Below are 22,776 nucleotides of genomic sequence, written 5' to 3'. Positions count from 1 at the left end.
CTCGGGGGCCGGAGCGATCTCGCAACAGCGTATACGGCCTGCCGAAAAGCCCCGCCGTCGGCGTCGGCGTCGGCGTCGGCGTCGGCGTCGGCGTCGGCGTCGGCGAAGAGGATCTCGCGGCTTCCCGATCGCCGGGTTGTAACCGCGGGCACTGGCAGGCGGACGGACGCTCACCACGATGGGTGCCGGATCTTCTCACACAACGAAAGGTGATGTCGTGCGTCTGCTCACCGGGTTGACGATGAGTGCTGTCCTCGCCGCCGGACTCCTGGCCGCCCCACCCGCCATGGCCGCCCAGACGGCGGTGAGCTTCGCCGCGGACTCGGGCGACTCGTGCCGCCGCGGGGTCACGGAGGGCACGATCGAACGGTACGACGGACCGGTCGTCCGGCCGCTCGTCAACGTCGAAGGCTCGCTGTACGACGAGGCCCGCCCGACCGTCTGCTTCCCCGACAACATGCACTCCACGGCCACCTTCCGCGGTTACCGCGGCACCGAGCTCGTGGACTCCGAGACGTACAAGGCCGACAACGAGCAGGTCAAGCTCTCCTTCGGGCTGTCCGACCCGACGGGGGTGCGGAGCATCGACCGGGTGGTCGTGCAGGTGTGCCGGTTCAGCAACTCGCCGATCGGGATCAGCTACTGCGGTGCCGCGCAGGAGTACAAGATCCCCTAGAGGGTCTCGTCAGTCGTCGAGCAGCCGCCACGCGGTGAGGGCGATCCTGGCCCGGGTCAGGCCGGTGGGCTCGGTGAGGTCGATGCCCAGGCTCCTGCCGATCTGTTCGAGGCGGCGGGCGATGCTGCTGTGGTGCAGGTGGAGGAGGTCGGCGGCCTGCCGCAGGGAGCCGGTGGCGCAGTAGGCGTCCAGGGTCTCCAGGTCTTCGGGGGTGCCGGCCAGCCGGGCGATCGCGATCACGTCGGCGTTGCCGCGGGCGGCGTCCGCGGGGATCTCGGCCAGCAGCGCCAGGGCGCCCAGATCGCCGTGGTGGACGATCGGCCGGCGGGCGGTGGTGAAGCGGAGGGCGGTGCGGGCCTGCTGCCAGGACCGGTCGGGGCTCTCGGCGCCGCCGACGCCCGCGCGGACGCCCGCCGGGATCCCGGCCGGATCCAGGGTGGTGGCCAGGATGACGCCCGCGTCGGCGAGCGGGGCCGCCTTGACCGGGCGGGCCGGGCAGACCAGGGCGCCGACCTGGTCGAGCGGGAGCCGCGAGTGCACGGCGACGACGCGGATCGGCAGGTCGGCGGCGAAACCCAGGAGCCGGAGCGCCCGGGCCCTGGCCGCCTCGTCGATGTTGGCGCTGATCGCCAGCTCGACGAGGGCGGGGTCGGCCATGGTGGTGCGGGCGGGACCGTACCTCTCGACGACCCCCGCGGCGGCGATGGCGAGCCGGTCCAGCAGCACCTCGTCGAGGGGGCTGGGCCGGCCGGGGCGCTCCAGCCACACCGTGCCGATCTCCTCGTCGTCGAGGGTGATCGGCGCCGTGCTGGACGGGGGCGACGGCGGGGTGGTCGCCTCCTTGCCGTCGGGCGCCATGCGGATCACCCGCCCCGTGCCGTGCAGCCGGACCCCGGCCACGCACTCGGCCAGGCCGGCCGAGGCCCGCGCGAGCGCCGGGAGGTCCACCCGCCGGCGCATCAGCGTGTCGTAGAACGCGACGACGCGGATCGCGCCTTCGACGTGCGAGTCCAGTTGCGACAGCCGTTGGGCGAGTGCCTCCATGCCAGGAGGATAGGTCCTCCCTGTCCAGAAGATTGCGCCGATCTACGCGCGATCTGGGCGAAATGCCCGACAGATGGCGGATGGACTCCGGGGTGGCGACCGGCAGGATGGCCGGCATGGATCCCGAACTGGAGCCTTTCCTCCCGATGTTTCCCAAGGACGATCTGGCCGACCCGATCGCCTCGCGCAAGGTCTTCGCCGAGCGGGCCGCCATGCGGCCGGCACCGGATATCTCGGGCATGAAGGTCGAGGACCGTACGGTGCCCGCCGACCCGGACGTGCCGGTACGGATCTATCGTCCGCACCTTGCCCAGGGGGCCATCGTCTGGCTGCACGGCGGCGGCCTGGTCATGGGCAGTCTGGACACCGACCACCCGTGGGCCGCCCGGCTCGCGGACGACTCCGGCGTGGTGGTGATCTCCGTGGACTTCCGGCTGGCCCCCGAGCACCGGTTCCCGGCCGCCCTCGACGACGCCTACGCCGTACTGCGGTGGACGGCCGAGCACGCGACCGAGCTCGGCGTCGATCCGGAGCGGATCGCGGTCGGCGGGCACAGCGCCGGCGGGGGGCTCGCGGCCGCGGTGGCGCTGCGGGCGCGTGAGGAGCAGGGGCCGGCGATCCGCTTCCAGCTGCTCAACCAGCCCGGGCTCGACGACCGGCTGGAGACCTGGTCGGCGCGGAACTTCACCGACACACCCTGGCTGTACCGCGACAAGCTGGCCGCGATATGGCGGCACTACCTGGGCTCCGCGCCGGCCACGCCGTACGCCGCCCCGGCCCGCGCCGACGACCTGTCCGGCCTGCCGCCCGCCCACATCGCCACCGCCGAGTTCGACCCGCTCCGCGACGAGGGCATCGGCTACGCGCTGCGCCTGCTGCAGGCGGGCGTGCCGGTCGAGCTGCACCAGTGGCCCGGCACCTTCCACGGCTCGCAGGCCATCCCGACCGCCGAGGTGTCGCAGCGGCAGGTCGCCGAACTCGGCGCCGCGTTGCGCCGGGCCATGGCCGGCTGAGGTCGGCGCGGCATGACCGTCACCCCGATCGATCTCCTGGCGGCCTCCATCCACCTTCACCAGGGCGGCGAGATCCGCGCCGGGAGACGGACGACGGACCCCGACCAGGACGGCTGGCGGCTGACGGCCTTCCACGCGAAGACCGGCGCCGACGTCCACGCCGACCACCGGGAGGTCCATCCCGAGGCCGAGGAGATCGTGTCGTGCCTCGTCGGGAAGATCCGGCTCTTCCTCCGTCCGGAGCTGCCGGGGCAACAGGAGGAGGAGATCAGGCTGGCGGCCGGGACCGCGGTCATCGTGCCGCGCGGGCGCTGGCACCGCATCGAGCTGGACATCCCCAGCAACATCATGGCCGTCACGCTGCCGCGTGGCAGCCGCCTGGAGAAGCGCGCGGCGCAGCCGCCGGCCCGCCCGTAGGACGAACCGGCGGCTGCGCCGGGTGTCACTTGCGGTAGTTCTTCCCGATGGGCCTGCCGGGGATCGGCTTGGCGATGAGGGCGACGGGGATGAAGAAGCAGATCTGGCCGATCGCCATGGTGAGCGTCCAGAGCGCCTTGTCGTCGTAGTGGGCGCAGGCCCTGTCGTACAGCTCGTCGGGGACGCGTTCCCCGGACGGGTTCGGAGTGAGAACGGCCTCCACGAGCTCCAGCGCGATCCGTTCGGCGCCGGTGAAGTAGGGGGCGTCCCGCCAGGAGGCCACGGCGGTGATGCGCTCCTCCGTCTCACCCGACTTGCGGAGGATGTCGCTCTGCCGGACGGTGTGGTACGTGCTGCCGGCGATCTGCCCGGCGCGGAGCTGCACCAGGCCGACGGTGGTGCGCGGGATCGCACCGTTCATGGTGGCCTTGGTCATGGCTCCGGCGATCATCCCTACCTCGGGGAAGAACTCGGCCGGGTCGGGCAGACGCGACTGGAGGTTGTCCTGCTCGGCCGTCGTGGGTGTGGACATCGGAGAACTTCCTTCTTGCGTGCTGGATGATGTTCAGCAAGTACGACGACCCGGCCGCCGAAACTGTGAGGTGGCGTGCCCGCCTCACAGTCCGGCCCGGTGTCTCGTCGATCCGGTGAGGGAATCGCACCGAGGGAACCGAGGACACCATGACCACCCACGCGATCATGAGCGAGCGGCGTCACCTGATCAATCTCGCCTACCGCCTGCTCGGTTCGCTGGCCGATGCCGAGGACGTCGTGCAGGAGACGTACGCCCGCTGGTACGCCATGTCCGAGGAGCAGCAGGAGGCCATCGAGAACCCCCCTGCCTGGCTGACGACGGTCGCCAGCCGCATCTGCCTCGACCTGCTCGGCTCGGCCCGGGCCCGGCGGGAGAGCTATGTGGGCGAGTGGATCCCGGAGCCGGTGCCCGGCCGTACGGACTGGGTCAGCGCGCGGCCCGGCGCGGACCCGGCCGACCGCGTCACCCTCGACGAGTCGCTCAACATGGCCTTCCTCGTCGTGCTGGAATCGATGACCCCGGCCGAGCGGGTCGCGTTCATCCTGCACGACGTCTTCCGCTACTCCTTCCCCGAGGTGGCCGAGATCGTCGGCCGCACGTCGGCGGCCTGCCGCCAGCTGGCCACCTCGGCCCGGCGCCGCATCCGTGAGTCCCAGGCGCCCCCGACCCCCACGGCCCGGCGCGCCGGCATCGTCAGGGACTTCAAGCTGGCCTGGGAGGCCAAGGACATCGACGCCCTCCTCGGCCTCCTCGACCCCGACGCCAAGGTGATCGCCGACGGCGGCGGCCTGGCCAACACCGTGATCCGCCCGGTGGAGGGCGCGGAGCAGATCGTGCGCTACGCCCTGACCCTCGCCGGCCTGGCGCCCGCGATGACCATCCAGGAGCAGACCGTCAACGGCCAGCCCGGTCTGGTGGGTGAGGTGGACGGCGTGACCGTGGCGGTGATGGCGTTCGACGTCGCGGACGACCGGATCATGCGCATCTGGGCCGTACGCAACCCCGAGAAGCTCCGGCCCTGGGCGGCGGGACCGCAGCAGTAGATCGGCCTCACCTCACATTCCCGGCGGTTGTGTCGTCGGACTCCTGCGACACCGGCCAGGACGCTTCCCGCGTCCCGGCCGTCGTCCGCCCCTGCCCCACCGTCGTCAAGGAGTCAGCCGTGTTCCTGCGTGTCGCGATCATCCTGCAGTCCCTGGCCCTCTTCGCCGCGCCGATCACCGCCGGGCTGCTGCTGACCTCGCCCAGCGGACGGGTGCTGCACAGCATCTCGGCGTACGGGGTGTTCACCGCGGCGCTGCTGCACCTGATCGTCGCGATCCTGCTGTGGCGGCCGGGCGGTGGCTCCCCCAGGACCGCCCTGTACGCGGCCGGGTTCTTCGGGCTCACGCTCGCGCAGATAGCGCTCGGCATCGCAGCCGCGACGACCCTGCACGTCCCCTTGGGGGTGCTGCTGTTCGGCGTGAGCGTCCTTCAGCTCAGCCGGCTCCCGGCCGTCCGCCGGCAGCCGTCCTGAACCGAGCCCGCGGGTCTGTCCGAGGCCCGCGGGTCTTTGCGAAGCCTGCCGCTATGCGAGGCCCGCGGGCAGCAGGGCGCGGATCGCGGTGTGGACGGCTTCGAGGTCGACCGCCTCGGGAGCGATCCGCCACTGGGCGTGTACGCCGATGACCGTCCCCACCAGCGCGACCGTGAACGCCTCCGGGGTGACGCCCCGGGGCAGCGCCTCGGCCGGGATCCGGGCGCGTACCCCCTGGCGAAGCGCCGCGTGGAGGCGCGCGTAGTGCTCGCGGATCGGCGAGCCCACCTCGACGGCCTCGGCGAGCAGCGTGATGAACAGGCGGGTGGCCGGCACCTGGATGAAGTCGACGACCTGCCCGAGCGGATCATCGGCGGGCGCGCCGAACCGGGTCAACACCGCCTGCAGCTGGTCGTCGATCACCGCCTCCAGCAGGCCGAGCTTGTTTCCGAAATGCCATGGGATGGAGCCGCGGCTGATGCCGGCCTTGTCGGCGATGTCGACGAAGCTCGTCTGCCGGTATCCCTTCTCGGCGAAGAGCTCGGCGGCAGCCGACACCAGCAGCCGGCGGCTCTCCTGAGTCCTCTCGTCACGTCGCGTGGCCATGCGGCCCATCTAACAGGTATGCCCGACGACAGATCAAATGCTGACCGGTATAGCCTGTGTTGGCCAACATAGAAATACGCCGAGAAGGAGCTCTCATGAGGCTGCCGAAGAGCGCGCACACCAGGGACGTCGCCATGAACTCGGGCAAGCGGATGCTCCGCTGGGCAAGCGGGATCATGCTCGTGCTCGGAGCGGGGCACCTGTCCTTACTGGCCCTCCTCACCTGGGAAAACGTCTCAGGATGGGTGGACAGGGGGCTGTGGGCGGCCGTCCCGCTCCTGGACGGGGGTGCCGTTCAGACGGTGGCGTCCCTGCAGAACAAGGTCGCCTTCTGGGCCGGGCCGGGCAGCTTCTCCGTGCCCCTGATCCTCCTGGGCTGCCTGACCTGGCACCTCGCCGGGCGCGGGGTCCCCGTGCCCGCCGGGATCGGGTGGGCACTCGCGGCGTGGTGCGTGCTGGGCGGCGTGCTTCTCATGCCCTCCCCGTACGTCGCCGGGGTCGTCGCCGGCGGGCTCGTCATCCTGGCGGCGCGGCCGGGTCAGGCCTTCGGCGCCATGGCCGCCACCGCGGACAGCAGGAGATCGATGCCGAAGGAGTAGTAGGCGTCGAGGTCGGGCGGGTCGGACAGGGTGGCGGCGAAGGCGGCCAGGTGGGGGTAGCGGCCGGGAGGCAGGCGTTCCAGGTCGAGGCGCTGCTGCCGCCTGAGCTCCGCGCTCGCCTCCTCGTCGCCGTCCACGCCACCGGGCTGACAGGACACCGTCGCCGTCGCGCCCAGGAGCAGATAGGAGGCCACCTGGTCGGCCTGCCGCGGCGCGAACCCGGCCTCCGCGAGCAGCCCGATCACGGTGTCGGTGGCCCGGAGGTATCCGTCGGCCGCGCTCTTGTCGATCACCGGAAGGAGGGCGGACAGGTAGGGGTGCGCGCGCGTCTGTTCCACCAGGGCGGTGACGACCGCGCGGAGGCGCTCGGCCCAGGGCCGGTCCGGCGCCAGGTCGGCGACGAGCGGCGCGAGCAGGCGGTCGGCGAGCGCGGACAGCAACTCGTCCTTGTTCTTGACGTGCCAGTACAGCGCCGTGGGCGCGACGCCGAGCTCGGCGGCGAGCCGGCGAATGGTGACCGCCTGGAGCCCGTCGGTGTCGGCGATCTTCATCGCCCGATCGACGACGGCCTGGCGGGTCAGTTTCTCCGAAGCCACCTGACAACTGTACGCAATGTCTCCTGTGCAATGTTCATGTACGGCTTTCCTGTACAGTGTTCATAAACGCTGTACAGGACAGGGAGACGCCAGGCATGAGTACCGAATCGACACGTACGCACCGCTTCGACCGCTGGCTGTACCGCGGCGGCCGGCCCAACCGGCTGGCCCGGGCGATCAACCGCGCCTGGGCCACCGTCTTCGCGACCGGGGTGCTGCAACCGGAGCGGATGGTGACCCTGCGGGTGCCGGGCCGGCGTACCGGGCGGGTCATCTCCTTCCCGCTGGTCGTCGCGGACCACGAGGGCGAGCGCTACCTGGTGGCGATGCTCGGCCAGGACACCAACTGGGTGCGCAATGTCCGCGCGGCCGGCGGGCTGGCGGTGCTGCGGCACGGCCGGCAGGAGGCCGTACGCCTGGACGAGGTCGACGCCTGGGACCGTGCGCCCGTCCTCCGCCGCTACCTGGCCGTCTCGCCGGGCGGCCGCACCCACATCCCGGTGGACCGGCGGGCGCCGCTGGCGGAGTTCGAGCGGATCGCCGCGCGGTATCCGGTCTTCCGCATCACCCCGGTCGAGACACGGTGACCGCGTCCCCTGGCCGGTCGTCCCCGTGAGCCGCCGGGGTCACGAACCCGGCGCGGGCCGATGCCGGGATCATCACGTTCTCCTCCCGAGACCGCGCTTCCCCGCCCTGATCAGCCGGCGAATGTCACCTTCCGAACACGGCAGGCGGCCCCGGCCGGAGTGGTGAGGTAGTCAGAGGTCATGCTCCTCCTCCGGTTGTCCAGCGCCTTGTGCATCGCCGCGCTGCTCGCCCTCACCGCCTGCAGCGAGGATCCCGCGGCCCGCGCCGCCCGTACCCGCGCCGAACAGATCGCCGAGCGGCTCGGCCGCGGCCTGTCGTGGAACTCGGAGGACATCGGCCACGTGCTCTCCCGCGACGCGGACGTCGACGTGTACTCCGTGACCGGCACCAGGTACAGCGTCAGCGACCAGGGACGCGTCCTGCTGCGGATCCGCGCCACGAGCCCGGTGGATCGGGACGGTGAGCCGCTCGGCAGGACGAGTTCCCCGGGTCCCGCCGCGGTGGCCGTCGTGTGCTTCGAGATCTCGGTCTCCTACTCCGACGCCGGCGTGGCCGAGGTCGACTGCCCGGCGGGCGAGCCGCGCTCCTTCCGTGCCCCGGCGGAGATCCCCCCGCACCGCGTACGAGTGGCTGAAGACGCGCCTGCCCGCAACCCCCGATCTGGCGGCCGCCCGCGAGGTCGTCGACCGGCTGGACCTGGACGACCGCATCGGCAAGGACGTGGCCGAGGTCGACGGGGTGATCGGCATCGCGTTGCGGGAGCGGCCGGGGGTGTGCCTGTTCGCCCGCGTCCGGCCGGGGGACGTACAGGTCTGGTGGCCCTCCCGCGTCCAGGCGATGCCCGGGGAGAGCAGCTGCAGCGCCGCCGAGGCCGCGCACGGCCACGCCCAGCGCCCGCCCCACTGACCGCCGCAGGCCTGCGGGTCAGCCGCTCGGCGGCGGGAACACGCGGTCGAGACCGGTGATCTCCAGCAGCCGTACGACACTCCGCGAGCTCCTCGTCACCCGCAGGCTCCCCCGCCCCGCCACCGCCTGGTTACGCGCGGCGACCAGCACGGCCAGGCCGCGGGCGTCGATGAAACCCACCTGGCCCAGGTCGAGCACGAGATGGGTGCCCCGCTGGGCGAGCACGCGGGCCACGCACGCGCGGAAGACCGGCTCCGAGGCCAGGTCGAGCTCTCCGGACGCCCTGATCACCACCTGGTCGTCCGTCCTGGTCACCTGAAGGACCAGACCAGCCTCCCCTCCCGGCAGGTGAGGGTCCATCGGGGACGACATGGGGTGGAACCTATGACCGGCCCATCACGCCGCGCCAGGGCCAAAGGTCCCGAATCGAACTCTCCCACTCCCGGCGTCTCGTCAAGGAAGGCCCGCCCGCCTGAACTCCCCGGACTCACTCCGGGGACCCGGCGCTCAGGCCCCTCACCCACCAGCCCATCCGCCGGGACGTATTGACGCGAACAGGAGGAACAGATACGTTCCGGTAGATTTCACGGTTGTCCAAGGGAAATCCGGTGAGATGCCGGTGCGGACGCGCCACTGTATCCGGGACGTAGATCCCGGGAGCCAGGTCGCTTGGCAGCCGTGACCTCGAAGGCGGGACGCGTCATCCCTGAGGAGGCTTTTGCATGAGTGATCTGACCACTCCCACCACCACCATCCCCTTTCCACGCCTGCGCGCCTGGCTGCCGGCCGTGGCACTGCTGCTGCTCGTCGCGTACCTGGTACTGATGGACAACGGCGCCGTGTCCCAGACGGGCGCTTTCCTGCACGAGCTGATGCACGACGGGCGGCACCTGCTCGGCGTGCCGTGCCACTGAGGCCCCGGCATGGTACGAAACTTGCTGGTCAGAGGTCTGCTCGTGGGCCTGCTGGCCGGATTGGTCGCGGGCGGCTTCGCCTTCGTCTTCGGGGAACCGCGCGTGGACAGCGCGATCGCCCTGGAGGAGGCGGCCGCGGCCCGGGCCGCTCCGGCCGAGGCCCACGAGGGCCACGATCACGGTGAAGGGGCCGAGGTCAGCAGGCCCGTGCAGAAGGCGGGGCTCTTCCTGGCCACCGGGCTCTACGGGCTGGCCGTGGGCGGCGTGTTCGCCCTCGTGTTCGCGGGCCTGCGGGGCCGGGTCGGGCCGCGCTCGGACGGGCGGCTGGCCCTGGCCTCCGCCGGTACGGCGTTCGTCGCCGTCATCCTCGTCCCGTTCGTGAAATATCCAGCCAACCCGCCCGCTGTCGGTGACCCGGCGACGATCGGCAACCGCACTCTGCTGTACGTGGTGATGGTCCTCGTCGGACTGGCCGCGGTGGCGATCGCCGTGGCCACGGCCCGCCGGGCGAGCTCCGCGGATCCGTGGGTCCGGTGGGTCTCGGCGATGGGCTCCTTCCTGGTTCCGGTGGTGGCGGCGTGGGTGCTGCTGCCGCCGGTGAACGAGGTGCCCGCCGGCTTCCCGGCCACGCTGCTGTGGGAGTTCCGGCTCGCCTCGCTCGGCACGCAGCTCGTCTTCTGGGCGGCGTTCGGCGTGCTGTTCGGGTGGGTGAGCGACAGAGCGGCCCGGCCGGTACAGGCCGACCCGGCTCGTACGGCCGGTACGGCTCGTACCGGCGGCGCCGCCGGTGCCGCCGTCGAGCCGGGCTGAGCCCGGTTGTTGTTCGTCCGGCACGCGACGACGCCGGGGATGCGGGCTGCCCGCTTCCCCGACCACACGGACACCGACCACACGAACACCGACCACACGAACGCCGACCACACGAACGCCGACCCGGCCGGCCTCGCCAGGGCCGCCTCCTTGGCAGGCAGGGCGGGCTGGACCGCGCAGGGCGGCATGCCGGGCCCGGCCGGCGCGGGCGATAGGCCGGGCGCGACTGTCTGGGTCTCACCCGTGCGGGCCGCGTGGCAGACCGCCGCCGCGATGGGGCTGGAGGCGCGCGAGGCTCCGGCCCTCAGGGAAGCCGACTGCGGCCGGTGGGGCGGGCTGACGTATGAACAGGTCGCGCGGGAGGAGCCGGAGGCGCTGGCCGGATGGCTGGCGGATCCGCACGCGGCCCCGCACGGCGGCGAGAGCCTGGCCGCGCTCGCAGAACGGGTCGGGGACTGGCTGGAAGCGGTACGCGAGAGTCCCACCCGCCCCGAGGCGGTCACCGGCCGGGCGCAACCCGGGATGGTCGCCGGCGCCGTGCCCTCTGAGGTGGTCGTCATCTGTGATGTCGGTGTGATCCGGGCAGCGCTCGGGCATGCGCTGGGGCTGGATCCGCCCAGCGCCGCCCGTTTCGACATCGCGCCGCTGTCCTTCACCGAGCTGACCGTCACGCGAACCGGCTGGCGGGTCGCTCATGTCAACCGGAAGGTTCTGTCTTGGTCAACACCTACCCGTTCAGCGCGGTCGTCGGGCTCGATGACCTGAAGCTGGCGCTGGTGCTCAACGCGGTCTCCCCCCGGGTGGGCGGCGTGCTCGTACGCGGTGAGAAGGGCACTGCGAAGTCCACGATCGTACGCGCGCTCGCAGCCCAGCTGCCCGCCGTGGACGTGGTGGCCGGTTGCCGCTTCGCCTGCGACCCGGCGGCGCCCGACCCCGGGTGCCCGGACGGCCCGCATGAGAGCGGCGTCGAGGGCGTGAGCCGTCCGGCCGCTCTGGTGGAGTTGCCTGTCGGAGCGTCCGAGGACCGCCTGGCGGGATCGCTCGACGTGGAGCGGGCGCTGACGGAGGGCGTGAAGGCGTTCGAGCCGGGCCTGCTGGCCGCCGCGCACCGCGGGGTCCTGTACGTCGACGAGGTGAACCTGCTGCACGACCACCTCGTGGACCTGCTGCTCGACGCGGCCGCCCTCGGGACCTGTTACGTCGAGCGCGAGTCCGTGTCCGTCCGGCACGCCGCCCGGTTCCTGCTGGTCGGCACCATGAACCCGGAGGAGGGCGAGCTGCGGCCGCAGCTGCTCGACAGGTTCGGGTTGACGGTCGAGGTCAGGGCGTCGCGCGATCCCGGGGAGCGGGCCGAGGTGGTGCGGAGGCGGCTGGCCTTCGACGCGGACCCGGCGGCGTTCGCGGCCCGGTGGGCGCGGGAGGAGTCGGAGCTGGCGGGGCGGATCGCCACGGCCCGGGAGCGGGTGGCGGGCGTACGGCTGCCCGACGCGCGGCTGCGGCAGATCGCCACGGTTTGCGCGGCCTTCGAGGTGGATGGTCTGCGAGCCGACCTGGTCACGGCGAGCGCGGCGATCGCCCATGCGGCCTGGCAGGGGCGGGCGGTGGTGAGCGTCGCGGACGTACGCGCGGCGGCCCGGCTGTCGTTGCCGCACCGGAGGAGGCGGGACCCGTTCGACGCGCCGGGGCTGGATGAGGCACTGCTCGATGAGCTGCTGGAGCGAACCTCAGAGGATGACGATCCGGACGGGAGCGACGGTCCGGACGGCCCGGACGGCCGTGGTGGACCGGACGGCCCGGACGGCCCGGACGGCCGTGGTGGCCCGGATGATCGTGGCGGGGCCGACGATCGTGGCCGGACGGACGGTCGTGGCGGTGCGGACGGTGGTCCTTCTGGCGAGGGGGCGGCTGCGGGTGGTGACGACGGCTCTCCGGGTGCGGGCCAGGACGGTGGGGGCGCCGACCGGGTGGCCGGGCGCGAGGACGGCGGTGAGGTCGTGCCGCGTGAGCCGGGATCGGAGGCGACCGGCGGCGATGCGGGGGCAGGACACTCCGGGCGAGAGGGGCGGGTGGACGGGGTGACGGCGCCGTACCGGGTGCCGTTGCTGGAGGTGCCGGGGCTCGGGGAGGGGGCGTCCGGGCGGCGGTCGCGCTCGCGGACCCCGCACGGCCGGGCCACCGGGTCGCGCCGCCCCTCCGGGCCGGTGCGCGACCTGCACGTGACGGCGACGCTGCTGGCGGCCGCCCCGCACCAGAGGGAACGCGGGCGCGGCGGGCCGGGGCTGGTGCTGCGCGGGGACGACCTGCGTGAGGTGGTGCGTGAGGGCAGGGAGGGCAACCTCGTGCTGTTCGTGGTGGACGCGAGCGGCTCGATGGCGGCGCGCAGGCGGATGGCGGTGGTCAAGACGGCCGTGCTCAGCCTGCTGCTCGACGCCTACCAGCGGCGCGACAAGGTGGGGCTGGTGACGTTCCGGGGCGCGGGTGCCGAGGTGGCGCTGCCGCCCACGTCGTCGGTGGAGGCGGGTGCGGCGCGGTTGCGTTCGCTGCCCACCGGCGGGCGTACTCCGCTGGCGGCCGGGCTGGTGCGGGCGGCGGAGGTGCTGCGGGTGGAGCGGCTGCGGGATCCGGCCAGGCGGCCGCTGCTGGTGGTGGTGACCGATGGGCGCGTCACGGCGGGCGGGGACGTTGACCGGGCGGCCGGGCTGCTGGCGGGCACGGCGTCGGTGGTCGTCGACTGCGAGAGCGGGCCGGTACGGCTCGGCCTGGCGGGGCGGCTGGCGTCCCGGCTGCGGGCCCGGCTCGTTCCGCTCGATGACCTCGCCGATCTCGGGTCGGTCGTCCGCGATCACCGGCAGGCGGCAGCTGACCATAGGGGCGATCGTGGTTACCGGAAGGTGGTCTGAGTCATGCCGCAGGGAAAGCCGGCCGTCGTGCCGGATGACGGCCTCACCACCCGGCAACGCCGTACCAGGCCGCTGCTGATCGTCCACACCGGCCCGGGCAAGGGCAAGTCGACGGCCGCCTTCGGGATGGCGTTGCGGGCCTGGAACCAGGGGTGGCCCGTCGGGGTGTTCCAGTTCGTGAAGTCGGCCAAGTGGCGCATCGGCGAGGAGCGGGCGCTCAAGGTGCTCGGCGACACGGGCGAGGGCGGCACGGTGACCTGGCACAAGATGGGCGAGGGCTGGTCGTGGATCCAGCGGCCCGGCACCGAGGAGGACCACGCGGCCGACGCCCGGGAGGGCTGGGAGCAGATCAAGCGCGACCTGGCGGCCCAGACGTACCGGTTCTACGTGCTGGACGAGTTCACGTACCCGCTGAAGTGGGGCTGGCTGGAGCTTGACGACGTGCTGGCGGCGCTCACCGGGCGGCCGGGCAACCAGCACGTGGTGATCACCGGCAGGGACGCGCCCGAGCGGCTGATCGAGGTGGCCGACCTGGTGACAGAGATGGGCAAGGTACGCCATCCCATGGACGCCGGGCAGAAGGGACAGAAGGGTATCGAGTGGTAGTTCCGCGACTGGTGATCGCGGCGCCGTCGTCGGGGAGCGGGAAGACGACGGTGGCCACGGGCCTGATGGCGGCGCTGCGGGGGCGGGGGCTGAAGGTCTCGCCGCACAAGGTGGGGCCCGACTACATCGATCCCGGATACCACGCGCTGGCCACCGGCCGTCCGGGACGGAACCTCGATCCGTGGCTGGTCGGTGAGGAGCGGGTGGGCTCGCTGTTCCGGCACGGCGCGGCGGGGTGCGACGTGGCGGTGGTCGAGGGCGTGATGGGCCTGTTCGACGGCAGGGGGGCCACGGACTTCGCCTCGACCGCGCACGTCGCGCGGCTCCTGGCGGCGCCCGTGGTGCTGGTCGTGGACGCGGCGCGGCAGAGCAGGTCGGTGGCGGCCGTGGTGCACGGGTTCGCCACGTTCGACCCCCGGGTGCGGGTGGGCGGGGTGGTGCTCAACCGGGTGGGGTCGGACCGGCACGAGGAGCTGTGCCGGGCCGCGCTGGAGGCGGCGGGCGTGCCGGTGCTGGGGGCGATCCGGCGCGACGACGGCGTGGCGACGCCGTCGCGGCATCTGGGGCTCGTCCCGGCGTCCGAGCGGGTGAGCGAGGCGGTGGTCTCGGTGGAGCGACTGGCGGCGCTGGTGGCCCGGTCGTGCGATCTCGACGCGCTGTTGCGGCTGGCTAGGTCCGCTCCCCCGCTGGACGCGGCCCCGTGGACGCCTCCGTACGCGGCCGTCCGCGAGCGGCCGGTGGTGGCGGTGGCGGGCGGGGCGGCGTTCACGTTCGGGTACGCCGAGCACGTCGAGCTGCTGCGGGCCGCCGGAGCGGAGGTGGCGGTGTTCGACCCGTTGCGTGACGAGAGGCTGCCGGACGGCGCCGCCGCGCTCGTGATCGGCGGCGGGTTCCCCGAGGTGTACGCCGCCGAACTGGCCGCCAACACCCCCCTTCGCGAGCAGGTGGCGGCCTTCCCCGGCCCCATCGCCGCCGAGTGCGCGGGGCTGCTGTACCTGTGCGACGAGCTGGACGGGCAGCGCATGTGCGGACGGGTTCCCGGGCGGGCGCGGATGACGTCCAGGCTGACGCTCGGCTACCGGGACGCCGTCGCGCTGAGGCGCTCGCCGCTCACGAGGGCGGGCGAGCGCCTGCGGGGACACGAGTTCCACCGCACCGCCGTCGAGTACGCGGGCGAGCCGCTGTTCCGCTGGGACGGCGGCGCCGACGGGTACGGCGATGCCCGCGTGACCGCGTCCTACCTGCACCTGCACTGGGCCGGGACGCCCGGCCTGGCTCAGCGGCTGGTGTCGTCCTCCAGGTCGCCTTCGGTCTTGAGATAGACCTCCTGCAGGCCGCGCAGGATCTCCGGGTCCGGGTGCTGCCACATGCCGCGCTCGGCGGCCTCGAGGAGGCGTTCGGCGATGCCGTGCAGCGCCCACGGGTTCGAGCGGGCCATGAACTCCTGGTTCTCGGGGTCGAGCACGTACGCCTCGGTGAGCCTGTCGTACATCCAGTCCGCCATCACGCCGGTGGTGGCGTCGTAGCCGAACAGGTAGTCGACGGTCGCGGCCAGCTCGAACGCGCCCTTGTAGCCGTGCCTGCGCATGGCGGCCAGCCAGCGCGGGTTGACGACCCTGGCGCGGAAGATCCGGGAGGTCTCCTCCGAGAGCGTGCGGGTGCGTACGGCGTCGGGGCGGGTGCTGTCGCCCACGTACGCGGCCGGCGCCTTTCCCGTGAGCGCGCGGACGGTGGCGACCATGCCGCCGTGGTACTGGAAGTAGTCGTCGGAGTCGGCGATGTCGTGCTCGCGGGTGTCGACGTTCTTGGCGGCCACGGCGATCCGGCGGTAGGCGTCCTCCATCTGCGGGCGGGCGGCGACGCCGTCGAGGTCGCGGCCGTAGGCGAAGCCGCCCCACACCGCGTACACTTCGGCCAGGTCGGCGTCGTCGCGCCAGTTGCGGCTGTCGATGAGCGGCAGCAGCCCGGCACCGTACGCGCCGGGGGCCGAGCCGAAGATCCGCATCGTCGCCCGGCGCTCGTCGCCGCCGGTCCGGGTGACGTGGGCACGCACGTAGTTGTCCTCGTCCGGCTCGTCCAGGCCCGCGGCCAGCCGTACGGCGTCGTCGAGCATGCTCACCACGTGGGGGAAGGCGTCGCGGAAGAAGCCGCTGATGCGTACCGTCACGTCGATCCGGGGCCGGCCGAGCTCGGCGAGGGGGATCGGCTCCAGGCCGGTGACCCGGCGCGACGCCTCGTCCCACTCGGGGCGGATGCCGAGCAGGGCCAGCACCTCGGCCACGTCGTCGCCCGCCGTACGCATGGCGCTGGTGCCCCAGACGGACAGCCCCACCGAGCCCGGCCACTCGCCGGTGTCGGTCCGGTAGCGCTCCAGCAGCGAGTCGGCCATCGCCTGGCCGGTCTCCCAGGCCAGCCGGCTGGGCACCGCCCGCGGATCGACCGAGTAGAAGTTGCGGCCGGTCGGCAGCACGTTCACCAGGCCGCGCAGGGGCGAGCCGCTCGGCCCGGCCGGGACGTAGCCGCCGTCGAGGGCGTGCAGGACGTGGTCCAGCTCGTCGGTGGTGCGGGCCAGGCGCGGCACCATCTCGGTGGCGGCGAAGGCCAGCACGCGCGCGACCAGCTCGACCCGTTCCTCGTCGGCCGGAAGAGGGTCGTCAGCGACCTCATCGGCCACGAGGAGTCCCCGGGCGGCCTCGTCGGCCGGGATGACGGCGCGGGCGACCTCTTCGGCCGCGTCCGGTGCCCAGCCGCGCCGCTCCATTCCCTCCACCAGGGCGCGGGCCGTGGCCTCCGCCCGGTCCACGGCTCCCAGCCCTGCCGTGCCGTCCTCGGCCAGGCCAAGCGCCTCGCGCAGGCCCGGCAGCGTCTCCCGGCCGGACCACATCTGCCGGGCCCGCAACATCGCCAGCACCAGGTCCACCCGCACCTGCCCCTCCGGCGCCTGGCCGAGCACGTGCAGGCCGTCGCGGATCTGCGCGTCCTTCACCTCGCACAGCCAGCCGTCCACGTGCAGGATGAAGTCGTCGAACTCGCTGTCGTGCGGCCGGTCCGCCAGCCCCAGATCGTGGTCGAGCCGGGCGGCCTGGATCAGCGTCCAGATCTGCGCCCTGATCGCGGGCAGTTTGGCCGGGTCCATGGCGGCGATCGTGGCGTGCTCGTCGAGGAGCTGCTCCAGCCGGGCGATGTCGCCGTAGGTCTCGGCGCGGGCCATCGGCGGCACCAGGTGGTCCACCAGCACGGCGTGCGCGCGCCGCTTGGCCTGCGTCCCCTCCCCCGGGTCGTTGACGAGGAAGGGGTAGATCAGCGGCAGGTCGCCGATGGCCGCGTCGGTGCCGCACGCGGCGGACATGCCGGCCGACTTGCCGGGCAGCCATTCCAGGTTGCCGTGCTTGCCGACGTGCACCATCGCGTGCGCGCCGAACTCGTCCGACAACCACCGGTACGCGGCCAGGTAGTGGTGGCTGGGCGGCAGGTCGGGGTCGTGGTAGATGGCGATCGGGTTCTCGCCGAAGCCGCGCGGCGGCTGCACCATGACCACCAGGTTCCCGGCCCGCAGCGCGGCCAGGACGATGTCGGTCCCGCTGTCGCCCTCGTGCACGAACAGCTCCCCCGGCGGCGGGCCCCAGTGCCGCTCGATCCCGGCGCGCAGGTCGGCGGGGAGCGTGCGGTACCAGCGCTCGTAGGAGGCGGCGGAGATGCGTACCGGGTTGCCGGCCAGGTGCTCCTCGGTCAGCCAGTCCTGGTCCTGTCCCCCGGCGGCGATCAGGGCGTGGATGAGCGCGTCGCCGTCCTGCTCGGCCACGCCGGGGAAGCCGTCGCCCAGGTCGTAGCCGGCCTCGGCGAGCCGGGCCAGCAACCGGACGGTGCTGGCGGGCGTGTCCAGCCCGACGGCGTTGCCGACGCGGGAGTGCTTGGTCGGGTACGCCGACAACATCACCACCAGCCGGCGCCGGTCGGGGGGCGTGTGCCGCAGCAGCCCGTGCCGTACGGCGATGCCCGCCACCCGGGCGGCCCGCTCGGGGTCGGCCACGTAGACGGTCAGCCCGTCCTCGTCGATCTCCTTGAACGAGAACGGCACCGTGATGATCCGCCCGTCGAACTCCGGGATCGCCACCTGCGAGGCCGCGTCCAGCGGCGAGAGCCCGTCATCGTTCTCCTCCCATGCCTGCCGCGAGGTGGTCAGGCAGAGGCCCTGCAGGATCGGCACGTCCAGGGCCGCCAGCGCGCCGACGTCCCACGCCTCGTCGTCACCGCCCGCGCTCGCGGTCGCCGGTCGCGAGCCGCCCGCCGCCAGCACCGTCACCACCAGCGCGTCGGCCGCGCGCAGGGTGTCGAGCAGCTCGGGCTCGGCCGTACGCAGCGACGAGCAGTAGACGGGCAGCGCCTGCCCACCCGCGTCCTCGACGGCCCGGCACAACGTCTCGACGAACGCCGTGTTGCCCGCCATGTGGTGCGCCCGGTAGTAGAGCACGCCGATCACGGGCCCGTCCTGGCGGCGCGCGGCGCGCTCCAGCCGGCCCCAGGCGGGGGCGGGCGCGGGCGGGGCGAAGCCGTGGCCGGTCAGCAGGACGGTGTCGGACAGGAACTTGTGCAGCTCCGCCAGGTTGGCCGGCCCGCCGTGCGCCAGGTAGGCGTGCGCCTCGGCGCAGACCCCGCCGCTGACCCCACCGTATTCGGCGGACAGCTCCATCAGCTCGGCGTCCGGTGCCTGCTCCCCGCCGAGCACCACCACCGGGCGCGGCCCGGCCAGCAGCGCGTCGAGACCCTCCGCCCAGGCGCGGCGCCCACCGAGCAGGCGTACCACGACCAGGTCGGCGCCCTCCAGCAGGGCGGGCAGGTCGTCGGCCGTCAGGCGGGCGGGATTGCCGGGCCGGTAGGCCGCTCCGCTGGCCCGGGCGCTCAGCAGGTCGGTGTCGGAGGTGGAGAGCAGCAGGACGGTACGGCGGTCGCCGGGCACGGCACGATCCTCCCTCGGGGTCCTCGCCCCGGTAGCGGGTGTCGCGACGGCTGGAGTCTCCTGGCTCCCGGATCAGCGCTCACCCCGGCCTTCCCACCCGTCGCCGGGCAGTGGCCTGCGGTGGGGTTCGCTCCCCGGTCACAGTGGCGGGACCGCGCCGGTTTCGCACCGGCTTCCTCCCATGCCATCGCCTACGCAGGAGCCTACGGCAGAACCGACCCGCCCCATAAGTGGCGTTACCATCCTGATCGTGTCCATAGCCGACTTTTCCGGACGTGTCCGCCCTGACGCCTGTCCGGGAGCGCTACAGGTGCACGAGGCCGCCGACGGCCCGCTGGCCCGCGTCCGCCTCCCCGGCGGCGCGGTGTCGCCCGCGCAGCTGCGCGAGCTGGCGTCCTGCGCGGCGGACCTCGGCTCGGGCGTGATCGAGCTGACGTCGAGAGCGAACGTGCAGGTCCGCGGCCTGCGCTCGCCCACCGCCTTCGCCTCCCGGATCGCGGCGGCGGGCCTGCTGCCGTCCCCGGCCCACGAGCGGGTCCGCAACATCGTCGCCTCCCCGCTCGGCGGGCGGGGCCCCGGGGGCCGCCTGGACACGCAGCCGCTGGTACGGGCACTGGACGAGGCCCTGTGCGCGCACCCGCGCCTGGCGGAACTGCCCGGGCGCTTCCTGTTCGCCCTGGACGACGGCACGGGCGACGTGACCGGTCTCGGCGCGGACGTCACCTTCGCACCCGCCCCCGGCGAAGGCGCGGCGAGTCCCGGCACGGGGCCACGGGCGCCGGCTGCCCCTCGGGATGAGCCACCACCGATGGCCCCTCGGAACGGGCGGCTGCTGCTGGCGGGCTCGGACACCGGGCTGACCGACGGCCCGGACTCCGCTGTCCCGCTGATGATCGCCGCCGCCGAGGCGTTCCTCGACGAGCGGTCACGCGCGGACGGCGCCGGTGCGTGGCGCCTCCACGAGCTCCCGGACGGCCCCGCCCGGATCACCGCCCGGATCACCGCCCGCTTGACCGGCCCCGCGACAGGCGACGCGACCGCCATCCACCCGGCCGCCATCGACGCGGCACCAGCAAGCGCAAGCGGCGGCGCGGGCGGGGATCGGGACGGGCTGGGCAGGGCGCGGGCTGGGCGGGTGGTGCAGCGGGACGGGCGGGTGGCGGTCGAGGCGGTCGTACCGCTGGGCCGGTTGTCGCCCGGGCAGGCGCGGGCGCTGGCCGACAGCGGCGGCGTCATACGCCTGACCCCCTGGCGGACCGCCGTGCTGCTGGACCTCTCCCCCGCCGAGGCCGACCGCATCACGAGCGCGCTCGACACCGCCGGCCTCGTCACCGACCCCCGCTCCCCCTGGGCGGGCGTCACCGCCTGCACCGGCCACCCCGGCTGCGCGAAGTCCCGGGCGGACGTCCAGGCCGACGCGCGTCGCTGGGTGGCCGGCCTGGACGAGGCGCCCGAGACACCCGTGCACTGGTCCGGATGCGAGCGGCGCTGCGGCCTGCCGCGCGGCCGGGTCGTCCAGCTGATCGCCACCACCGACGGATACGAGGAACACCGCCAGTGACCGACTACATCCGCGACGGCGCCGAGATCTACCGGCGCTCGTTCGCGACCATCCGCGCCGAGACCGATCTCACCGGCCTGCCGCCCGAGGTGGCGCAGGTGGCGGTGCGGATGATCCACGCCTGCGGCATGACCGACCTGGTGGCGGATCTGGACTGGTCGAGCGAGGTGGTGACGCGGGCGCGGAGGGCCCTGCGCGGGGGCGCGCCGGTGTTGTGCGACGCGCGGATGGTGGCCTCCGGGGTGACCGTGAGCAGGCTGCCCGCCGCCAACGAGGTGGTGTGCACGCTGGGCGACCCCCGCGTCCCGGAGCTGGCCGGAAGGCTGGGCACCACCCGCAGCGCCGCCGCCCTGGAGTTGTGGCGTGACCGGCTGGACGGCGCGGTGGTGGCGATCGGCAACGCGCCGACCGCCCTGTTCCGGCTGCTGGAGCTGGTCGCCGAGGGCGCGGGCCGACCGGCGGCGGTGCTCGGCATCCCCGTCGGCTTCATCGGCGCGGCCGAGTCCAAGCGCGCGCTGGCGGACAGCGACCTGGAGTACCTGGTGGTGCACGGCCGTCGCGGCGGCAGTGCGATGACTGCGGCGGCGGTCAACGCCATCGCCAGTGAGACGGAGTGAATGTGATGACGGGACGCCTGTACGGAGTCGGCCTCGGACCCGGTGACCCCGAGCTGGTCACGGTCAAGACGGCCCGGCTCATCGGCGAGGCCGACGTGATCGCGTACCACGCCGCCCGGCACGGCCGCAGCATCGCCCGCTCGATCGCGCTGCCGTACATGCGGGAGGGACAGGTCGAGGAGCTCCTGCTGTACCCGCTGACCACGGAGACCACCGACCACCCGGGCGGCTACCAGGGCGCGCTCGACGACTTCTACGCCGACTGCGCCGAGCGGCTGGCCGCCCACCTGGACGCGGGCCGGACGGTGGTCGTGCTGGCCGAGGGGGATCCGCTGTTCTACGGCTCCTACATGCACATGCACAAGCGGCTCGCCCACCGTTACCCGACCGAGGTGGTGCCCGGCGTCACCTCGGTAAGCGCCGCGTCCGCCTTGCTCGGGCGGCCGCTGGTGGAGCGGGACGAGGTGCTCACCGTGCTGCCCGGCACGCTGCCCGCCGGTGTGCTGGCCGAGCGGCTGCGCGGCACCGACTCCGCCGCCGTGCTCAAGCTGGGCCGGACGTTCGAGAAGGTCCGCGACGCGCTGGCCGAGGCCGGCCGGCTCGACGACGCCTGGTACGTGGAGCGCGCCACGATGGGCGCCGAGCGGGTGGCGCCGCTCAAGGACGTCGACCCCGACGGGGTCCCGTACTTCTCGCTGGCCCTGCTCGCCAGCCCGGCCGAGCGGACCTTCGTCCCCGAGCCGCCGGTGGCAGCGGGGCGGGGCGAGGTGGCCGTGGTCGGCCTGGGCCCGGCGGGGCGGCCGTGGCTCACGCCGGAGGCTCAGGAGGCGCTGGCGGCGGCCACGGACATCGTCGGCTACGGCCCGTACGTGGACCGCGTGCCGCCGAACCCGCGCCAGCGCCGGCACCGCACCGACAACCGGGTCGAGGCCGAGCGCGCCCGGCATGCCCTGGAGCTGGCCCGCGACGGCGCCCGCGTGGCGGTCGTGTCGTCGGGCGACCCGGGCGTGTTCGCCATGGCCAGCGCCGTGCTGGAGGCGGCCGGCGGTTTCCCCGAGGTGCCGGTCCGGGTCGTGCCAGGGCTGACGGCCGCCCAGGCGGTGGCGAGCAGGGTGGGCGCGCCGCTCGGCCACGACTACTGCGTGCTGTCGCTGTCCGACCTGCTCAAGCCGTGGGAGGTGGTGGCCGGACGGCTGGCCGCCGCCGCCCGGGCCGACCTGGTGCTGGCGATCTACAACCCGGCTTCGCGCAGCCGTACGTGGCAGGTCGCCGCCGCCCGTGACCTGCTGCTCGAACACCGCGTCCCGGACACCCCCGTGGTGATCGGACGCGACGTCGGCGGCCCGCAGGAGAGCGTCACCGTCACCACACTCGGCGACCTGGACCCGGCCGCGGTCGACATGCGCTGCCTGCTGATCGTCGGCTCCTCCACGACCCGCGTCACCGGCAGCGGCGCCGTCTACACGCCCCGCCGCTATCCCTGAGCCCAGGACACCGCCGCCGCCACCGTGTCCGCCAGCCGGGCGCCGGCGGGCAGCGGCGGCCGGTCCACCATGATCACCGGCAGCCCGGCCTCACGGGCCGCGACGAGCTTGGCCGTGGTCATCGGGCCGCCGCTGTCCTTGGTGACCAGCACGTCCAGGCGGTGCTCCCGGATGAGGGCCAGCTCGCCGTCGACGGTGTAGGGGCCGCGGTCGAGCAGGACGTGCACGTTCGGCGGCACGGGCGGCTCCGGCGGGTCCACCGACCTGGCCAGCAGCCACACGCCGGGCACCCCGGTGAACAGCGGCAGGCTCCGGCGCCCGGTCGTGAGGAACACCCGGCACCCGCCCGGGGCGTCCGGCGGGCCCGCGCGCTCCGCCCGCCACCGGCCGCCGGCCAGCAGCGCGGCGGCAGCCTGCAGGGAGCCGGTGCG

Annotated in this window: 25 protein-coding genes and 2 riboswitches; of the genes, 17 read left to right on the top strand and 8 right to left on the bottom strand. The window is 73.7% G+C overall.

What is annotated here, in order from left to right; all coding sequences use genetic code 11:
- Positions 1–217 precede the first annotated feature (217 nt).
- Positions 218–676, top strand: coding sequence for a hypothetical protein (locus AB0J69_RS43560; protein WP_364130698.1), 459 nt, complete (start codon positions 218–220; stop codon positions 674–676).
- Positions 677–685: 9 nt separating this feature from the next.
- Here AB0J69_RS43560 and AB0J69_RS43555 read toward each other — a convergent pair whose 3' ends face one another.
- On the bottom strand, positions 686–1,720 hold the full coding sequence (locus tag AB0J69_RS43555) for a helix-turn-helix domain-containing protein (protein WP_364130695.1): 1,035 nt from the start codon (positions 1,718–1,720) through the stop codon (positions 686–688).
- 116 nt (positions 1,721–1,836) lie between these two features.
- Here AB0J69_RS43555 and AB0J69_RS43550 point away from each other — a divergent pair, with 116 nt between their 5' ends.
- A complete protein-coding gene (locus AB0J69_RS43550; RefSeq protein WP_364130692.1) occupies positions 1,837–2,733 on the top strand; it encodes an alpha/beta hydrolase in 897 nt (298 codons plus the stop codon).
- Between the two features lie 12 nt (positions 2,734–2,745).
- On the top strand, positions 2,746–3,150 hold the full coding sequence (locus AB0J69_RS43545; RefSeq protein WP_364130689.1) for a cupin: 405 nt from the start codon (positions 2,746–2,748) through the stop codon (positions 3,148–3,150).
- Between the two features lie 25 nt (positions 3,151–3,175).
- Here the strand turns inward: AB0J69_RS43545 and AB0J69_RS43540 are convergent, their stop codons facing one another.
- On the bottom strand, positions 3,176–3,682 hold the full coding sequence (locus AB0J69_RS43540) for a carboxymuconolactone decarboxylase family protein (protein ID WP_364130686.1): 507 nt from the start codon (positions 3,680–3,682) through the stop codon (positions 3,176–3,178).
- Positions 3,683–3,831: 149 nt separating this feature from the next.
- On the opposite strand from AB0J69_RS43540, the gene sigJ reads away from it, so the two are divergent.
- Both sigJ and AB0J69_RS43530 read left to right on the top strand, forming a co-directional pair.
- Positions 3,832–4,728 (top strand): RNA polymerase sigma factor SigJ, encoded by an 897-nt coding sequence (sigJ, locus tag AB0J69_RS43535; RefSeq protein ID WP_364130683.1) that lies wholly within the window; start codon positions 3,832–3,834, stop codon positions 4,726–4,728.
- 119 nt (positions 4,729–4,847) lie between these two features.
- A complete protein-coding gene (locus AB0J69_RS43530) occupies positions 4,848–5,201 on the top strand; it encodes a hypothetical protein (RefSeq protein WP_364130680.1) in 354 nt (117 codons plus the stop codon).
- 51 nt (positions 5,202–5,252) lie between these two features.
- On the opposite strand, the gene AB0J69_RS43525 is transcribed toward AB0J69_RS43530, so the two are convergent.
- A complete protein-coding gene (locus tag AB0J69_RS43525; RefSeq protein ID WP_364130678.1) occupies positions 5,253–5,807 on the bottom strand; it encodes a TetR family transcriptional regulator in 555 nt (184 codons plus the stop codon).
- A 95-nt stretch (positions 5,808–5,902) separates the two neighbouring features.
- On the opposite strand from AB0J69_RS43525, the gene AB0J69_RS43520 reads away from it, so the two are divergent.
- A complete protein-coding gene (locus AB0J69_RS43520) occupies positions 5,903–6,406 on the top strand; it encodes a DUF6463 family protein (RefSeq protein WP_364130675.1) in 504 nt (167 codons plus the stop codon).
- Here the strand turns inward: AB0J69_RS43520 and AB0J69_RS43515 are convergent.
- The gene (locus AB0J69_RS43515; protein ID WP_364130671.1) at positions 6,346–7,002 is read right to left on the bottom strand and encodes a TetR family transcriptional regulator; all 657 of its coding nucleotides are present in this window, start codon (positions 7,000–7,002) and stop codon (positions 6,346–6,348) included. The genes AB0J69_RS43520 and AB0J69_RS43515 overlap by 61 nt on opposite strands.
- Before the next feature lie 95 nt (positions 7,003–7,097).
- On the opposite strand from AB0J69_RS43515, the gene AB0J69_RS43510 reads away from it, so the two are divergent.
- Entirely contained in the window at positions 7,098–7,589 is a 492-nt protein-coding gene (locus AB0J69_RS43510) for a nitroreductase/quinone reductase family protein (RefSeq protein WP_364130668.1), read from the top strand.
- A gap of 171 nt (positions 7,590–7,760) precedes the next feature.
- Here the strand turns inward: AB0J69_RS43510 and AB0J69_RS43505 are convergent, their stop codons facing one another.
- A complete protein-coding gene (locus AB0J69_RS43505; protein WP_364130665.1) occupies positions 7,761–7,931 on the bottom strand; it encodes a hypothetical protein in 171 nt (56 codons plus the stop codon).
- A 250-nt stretch (positions 7,932–8,181) separates the two neighbouring features.
- Between AB0J69_RS43505 and AB0J69_RS43500 the strand changes: the two genes are divergently transcribed.
- The gene (locus tag AB0J69_RS43500) at positions 8,182–8,496 is read left to right on the top strand and encodes a hypothetical protein (RefSeq protein WP_364130662.1); all 315 of its coding nucleotides are present in this window, start codon (positions 8,182–8,184) and stop codon (positions 8,494–8,496) included.
- Between the two features lie 18 nt (positions 8,497–8,514).
- On the opposite strand, the gene AB0J69_RS43495 is transcribed toward AB0J69_RS43500, so the two are convergent.
- Positions 8,515–8,811 (bottom strand): STAS domain-containing protein, encoded by a 297-nt coding sequence (locus AB0J69_RS43495; RefSeq protein WP_364130659.1) that lies wholly within the window; start codon positions 8,809–8,811, stop codon positions 8,515–8,517.
- A 243-nt stretch (positions 8,812–9,054) separates the two neighbouring features.
- Positions 9,055–9,184: riboswitch (cobalamin riboswitch) on the top strand.
- A 34-nt stretch (positions 9,185–9,218) separates the two neighbouring features.
- On the opposite strand from AB0J69_RS43495, the gene AB0J69_RS43490 reads away from it, so the two are divergent.
- Genes AB0J69_RS43490 through AB0J69_RS43465 form a run of 6 tightly spaced genes read left to right on the top strand, consistent with a single transcriptional unit; the run spans position 9,219 to position 15,048 of the window.
- Entirely contained in the window at positions 9,219–9,410 is a 192-nt protein-coding gene (locus tag AB0J69_RS43490; RefSeq protein WP_364130656.1) for a CbtB-domain containing protein, read from the top strand.
- A gap of 21 nt (positions 9,411–9,431) precedes the next feature.
- Positions 9,432–10,220: a CbtA family protein gene (locus tag AB0J69_RS43485; protein ID WP_364130653.1), complete on the top strand. Its 789-nt coding sequence runs from the start codon at positions 9,432–9,434 to the stop codon at positions 10,218–10,220.
- Positions 10,221–10,259: 39 nt separating this feature from the next.
- Positions 10,260–10,985, top strand: a complete 726-nt coding sequence (locus AB0J69_RS43480) for a histidine phosphatase family protein (RefSeq protein WP_364130650.1) — start codon at positions 10,260–10,262, stop codon at positions 10,983–10,985.
- Complete coding sequence (locus AB0J69_RS43475; protein ID WP_364130647.1) at positions 10,937–13,120, top strand: VWA domain-containing protein; 2,184 nt, start codon at positions 10,937–10,939, stop codon at positions 13,118–13,120. The genes AB0J69_RS43480 and AB0J69_RS43475 overlap by 49 nt, the downstream gene beginning before the upstream one ends.
- Positions 13,121–13,123: 3 nt before the next feature.
- A complete protein-coding gene (cobO, locus tag AB0J69_RS43470; RefSeq protein ID WP_364130644.1) occupies positions 13,124–13,726 on the top strand; it encodes a cob(I)yrinic acid a,c-diamide adenosyltransferase in 603 nt (200 codons plus the stop codon).
- 8 nt (positions 13,727–13,734) lie between these two features.
- A complete protein-coding gene (locus AB0J69_RS43465) occupies positions 13,735–15,048 on the top strand; it encodes a cobyrinate a,c-diamide synthase (RefSeq protein WP_364130828.1) in 1,314 nt (437 codons plus the stop codon).
- On the opposite strand, the gene cobN is transcribed toward AB0J69_RS43465, so the two are convergent.
- Complete coding sequence (gene cobN, locus AB0J69_RS43460; protein WP_364130641.1) at positions 15,003–18,683, bottom strand: cobaltochelatase subunit CobN; 3,681 nt, start codon at positions 18,681–18,683, stop codon at positions 15,003–15,005. The genes AB0J69_RS43465 and cobN overlap by 46 nt on opposite strands.
- Before the next feature lie 53 nt (positions 18,684–18,736).
- Positions 18,737–18,862, bottom strand: a riboswitch (cobalamin riboswitch).
- 2 nt (positions 18,863–18,864) lie between these two features.
- On the opposite strand from cobN, the gene cobG reads away from it, so the two are divergent.
- The 3 genes from cobG to AB0J69_RS43445 are packed head-to-tail and all read left to right on the top strand — an operon-like array spanning position 18,865 to position 22,345.
- The gene (gene cobG / locus AB0J69_RS43455; protein ID WP_364130638.1) at positions 18,865–20,244 is read left to right on the top strand and encodes a precorrin-3B synthase; all 1,380 of its coding nucleotides are present in this window, start codon (positions 18,865–18,867) and stop codon (positions 20,242–20,244) included.
- Entirely contained in the window at positions 20,241–20,861 is a 621-nt protein-coding gene (locus tag AB0J69_RS43450) for a precorrin-8X methylmutase (protein ID WP_364130635.1), read from the top strand. Before cobG ends, AB0J69_RS43450 begins: the two co-directional genes overlap by 4 nt.
- 5 nt (positions 20,862–20,866) lie before the next feature.
- A complete protein-coding gene (locus AB0J69_RS43445; protein WP_364130632.1) occupies positions 20,867–22,345 on the top strand; it encodes a precorrin-2 C(20)-methyltransferase in 1,479 nt (492 codons plus the stop codon).
- Here the strand turns inward: AB0J69_RS43445 and AB0J69_RS43440 are convergent.
- On the bottom strand, positions 22,336–22,776 hold a 441-nt coding region (locus AB0J69_RS43440), incomplete at its 5' end, for a precorrin-6A/cobalt-precorrin-6A reductase (protein WP_364130629.1). The genes AB0J69_RS43445 and AB0J69_RS43440 overlap by 10 nt on opposite strands.

This window comes from Nonomuraea sp. NPDC049709 (genome assembly GCF_040674815.1).
GTDB lineage: Bacteria > Actinomycetota > Actinomycetes > Streptosporangiales > Streptosporangiaceae > Nonomuraea.
The sequence above is the reverse complement of the archived record's forward strand: the minus strand, read 5'-3'. Positions and strand labels throughout refer to the sequence as shown.

What these genes read in the sequence shown, in the direction of transcription:
- AB0J69_RS43555 (WP_364130695.1), bottom strand. Translation starts at nt 1,720, where the DNA reads ATGGAGGCACTCGCCCAACGGCTGTCGCAACTGGACTCGCACGTCGAA.
- AB0J69_RS43550 (WP_364130692.1), top strand. Translation starts at nt 1,837, where the DNA reads ATGGATCCCGAACTGGAGCCTTTCCTCCCGATGTTTCCCAAGGACGAT.
- AB0J69_RS43545 (WP_364130689.1), top strand. Translation starts at nt 2,746, where the DNA reads ATGACCGTCACCCCGATCGATCTCCTGGCGGCCTCCATCCACCTTCAC.
- AB0J69_RS43540 (WP_364130686.1), bottom strand. Translation starts at nt 3,682, where the DNA reads ATGTCCACACCCACGACGGCCGAGCAGGACAACCTCCAGTCGCGTCTG.
- sigJ (WP_364130683.1), top strand. Translation starts at nt 3,832, where the DNA reads ATGACCACCCACGCGATCATGAGCGAGCGGCGTCACCTGATCAATCTC.
- AB0J69_RS43525 (WP_364130678.1), bottom strand. Translation starts at nt 5,807, where the DNA reads ATGGCCACGCGACGTGACGAGAGGACTCAGGAGAGCCGCCGGCTGCTG.
- AB0J69_RS43520 (WP_364130675.1), top strand. Translation starts at nt 5,903, where the DNA reads ATGAGGCTGCCGAAGAGCGCGCACACCAGGGACGTCGCCATGAACTCG.
- AB0J69_RS43510 (WP_364130668.1), top strand. Translation starts at nt 7,098, where the DNA reads ATGAGTACCGAATCGACACGTACGCACCGCTTCGACCGCTGGCTGTAC.
- AB0J69_RS43490 (WP_364130656.1), top strand. Translation starts at nt 9,219, where the DNA reads ATGAGTGATCTGACCACTCCCACCACCACCATCCCCTTTCCACGCCTG.
- AB0J69_RS43480 (WP_364130650.1), top strand. Translation starts at nt 10,260, where the DNA reads ATGCGGGCTGCCCGCTTCCCCGACCACACGGACACCGACCACACGAAC.
- cobO (WP_364130644.1), top strand. Translation starts at nt 13,124, where the DNA reads ATGCCGCAGGGAAAGCCGGCCGTCGTGCCGGATGACGGCCTCACCACC.
- cobG (WP_364130638.1), top strand. Translation starts at nt 18,865, where the DNA reads ATGCCATCGCCTACGCAGGAGCCTACGGCAGAACCGACCCGCCCCATA.
- AB0J69_RS43445 (WP_364130632.1), top strand. Translation starts at nt 20,867, where the DNA reads ATGACGGGACGCCTGTACGGAGTCGGCCTCGGACCCGGTGACCCCGAG.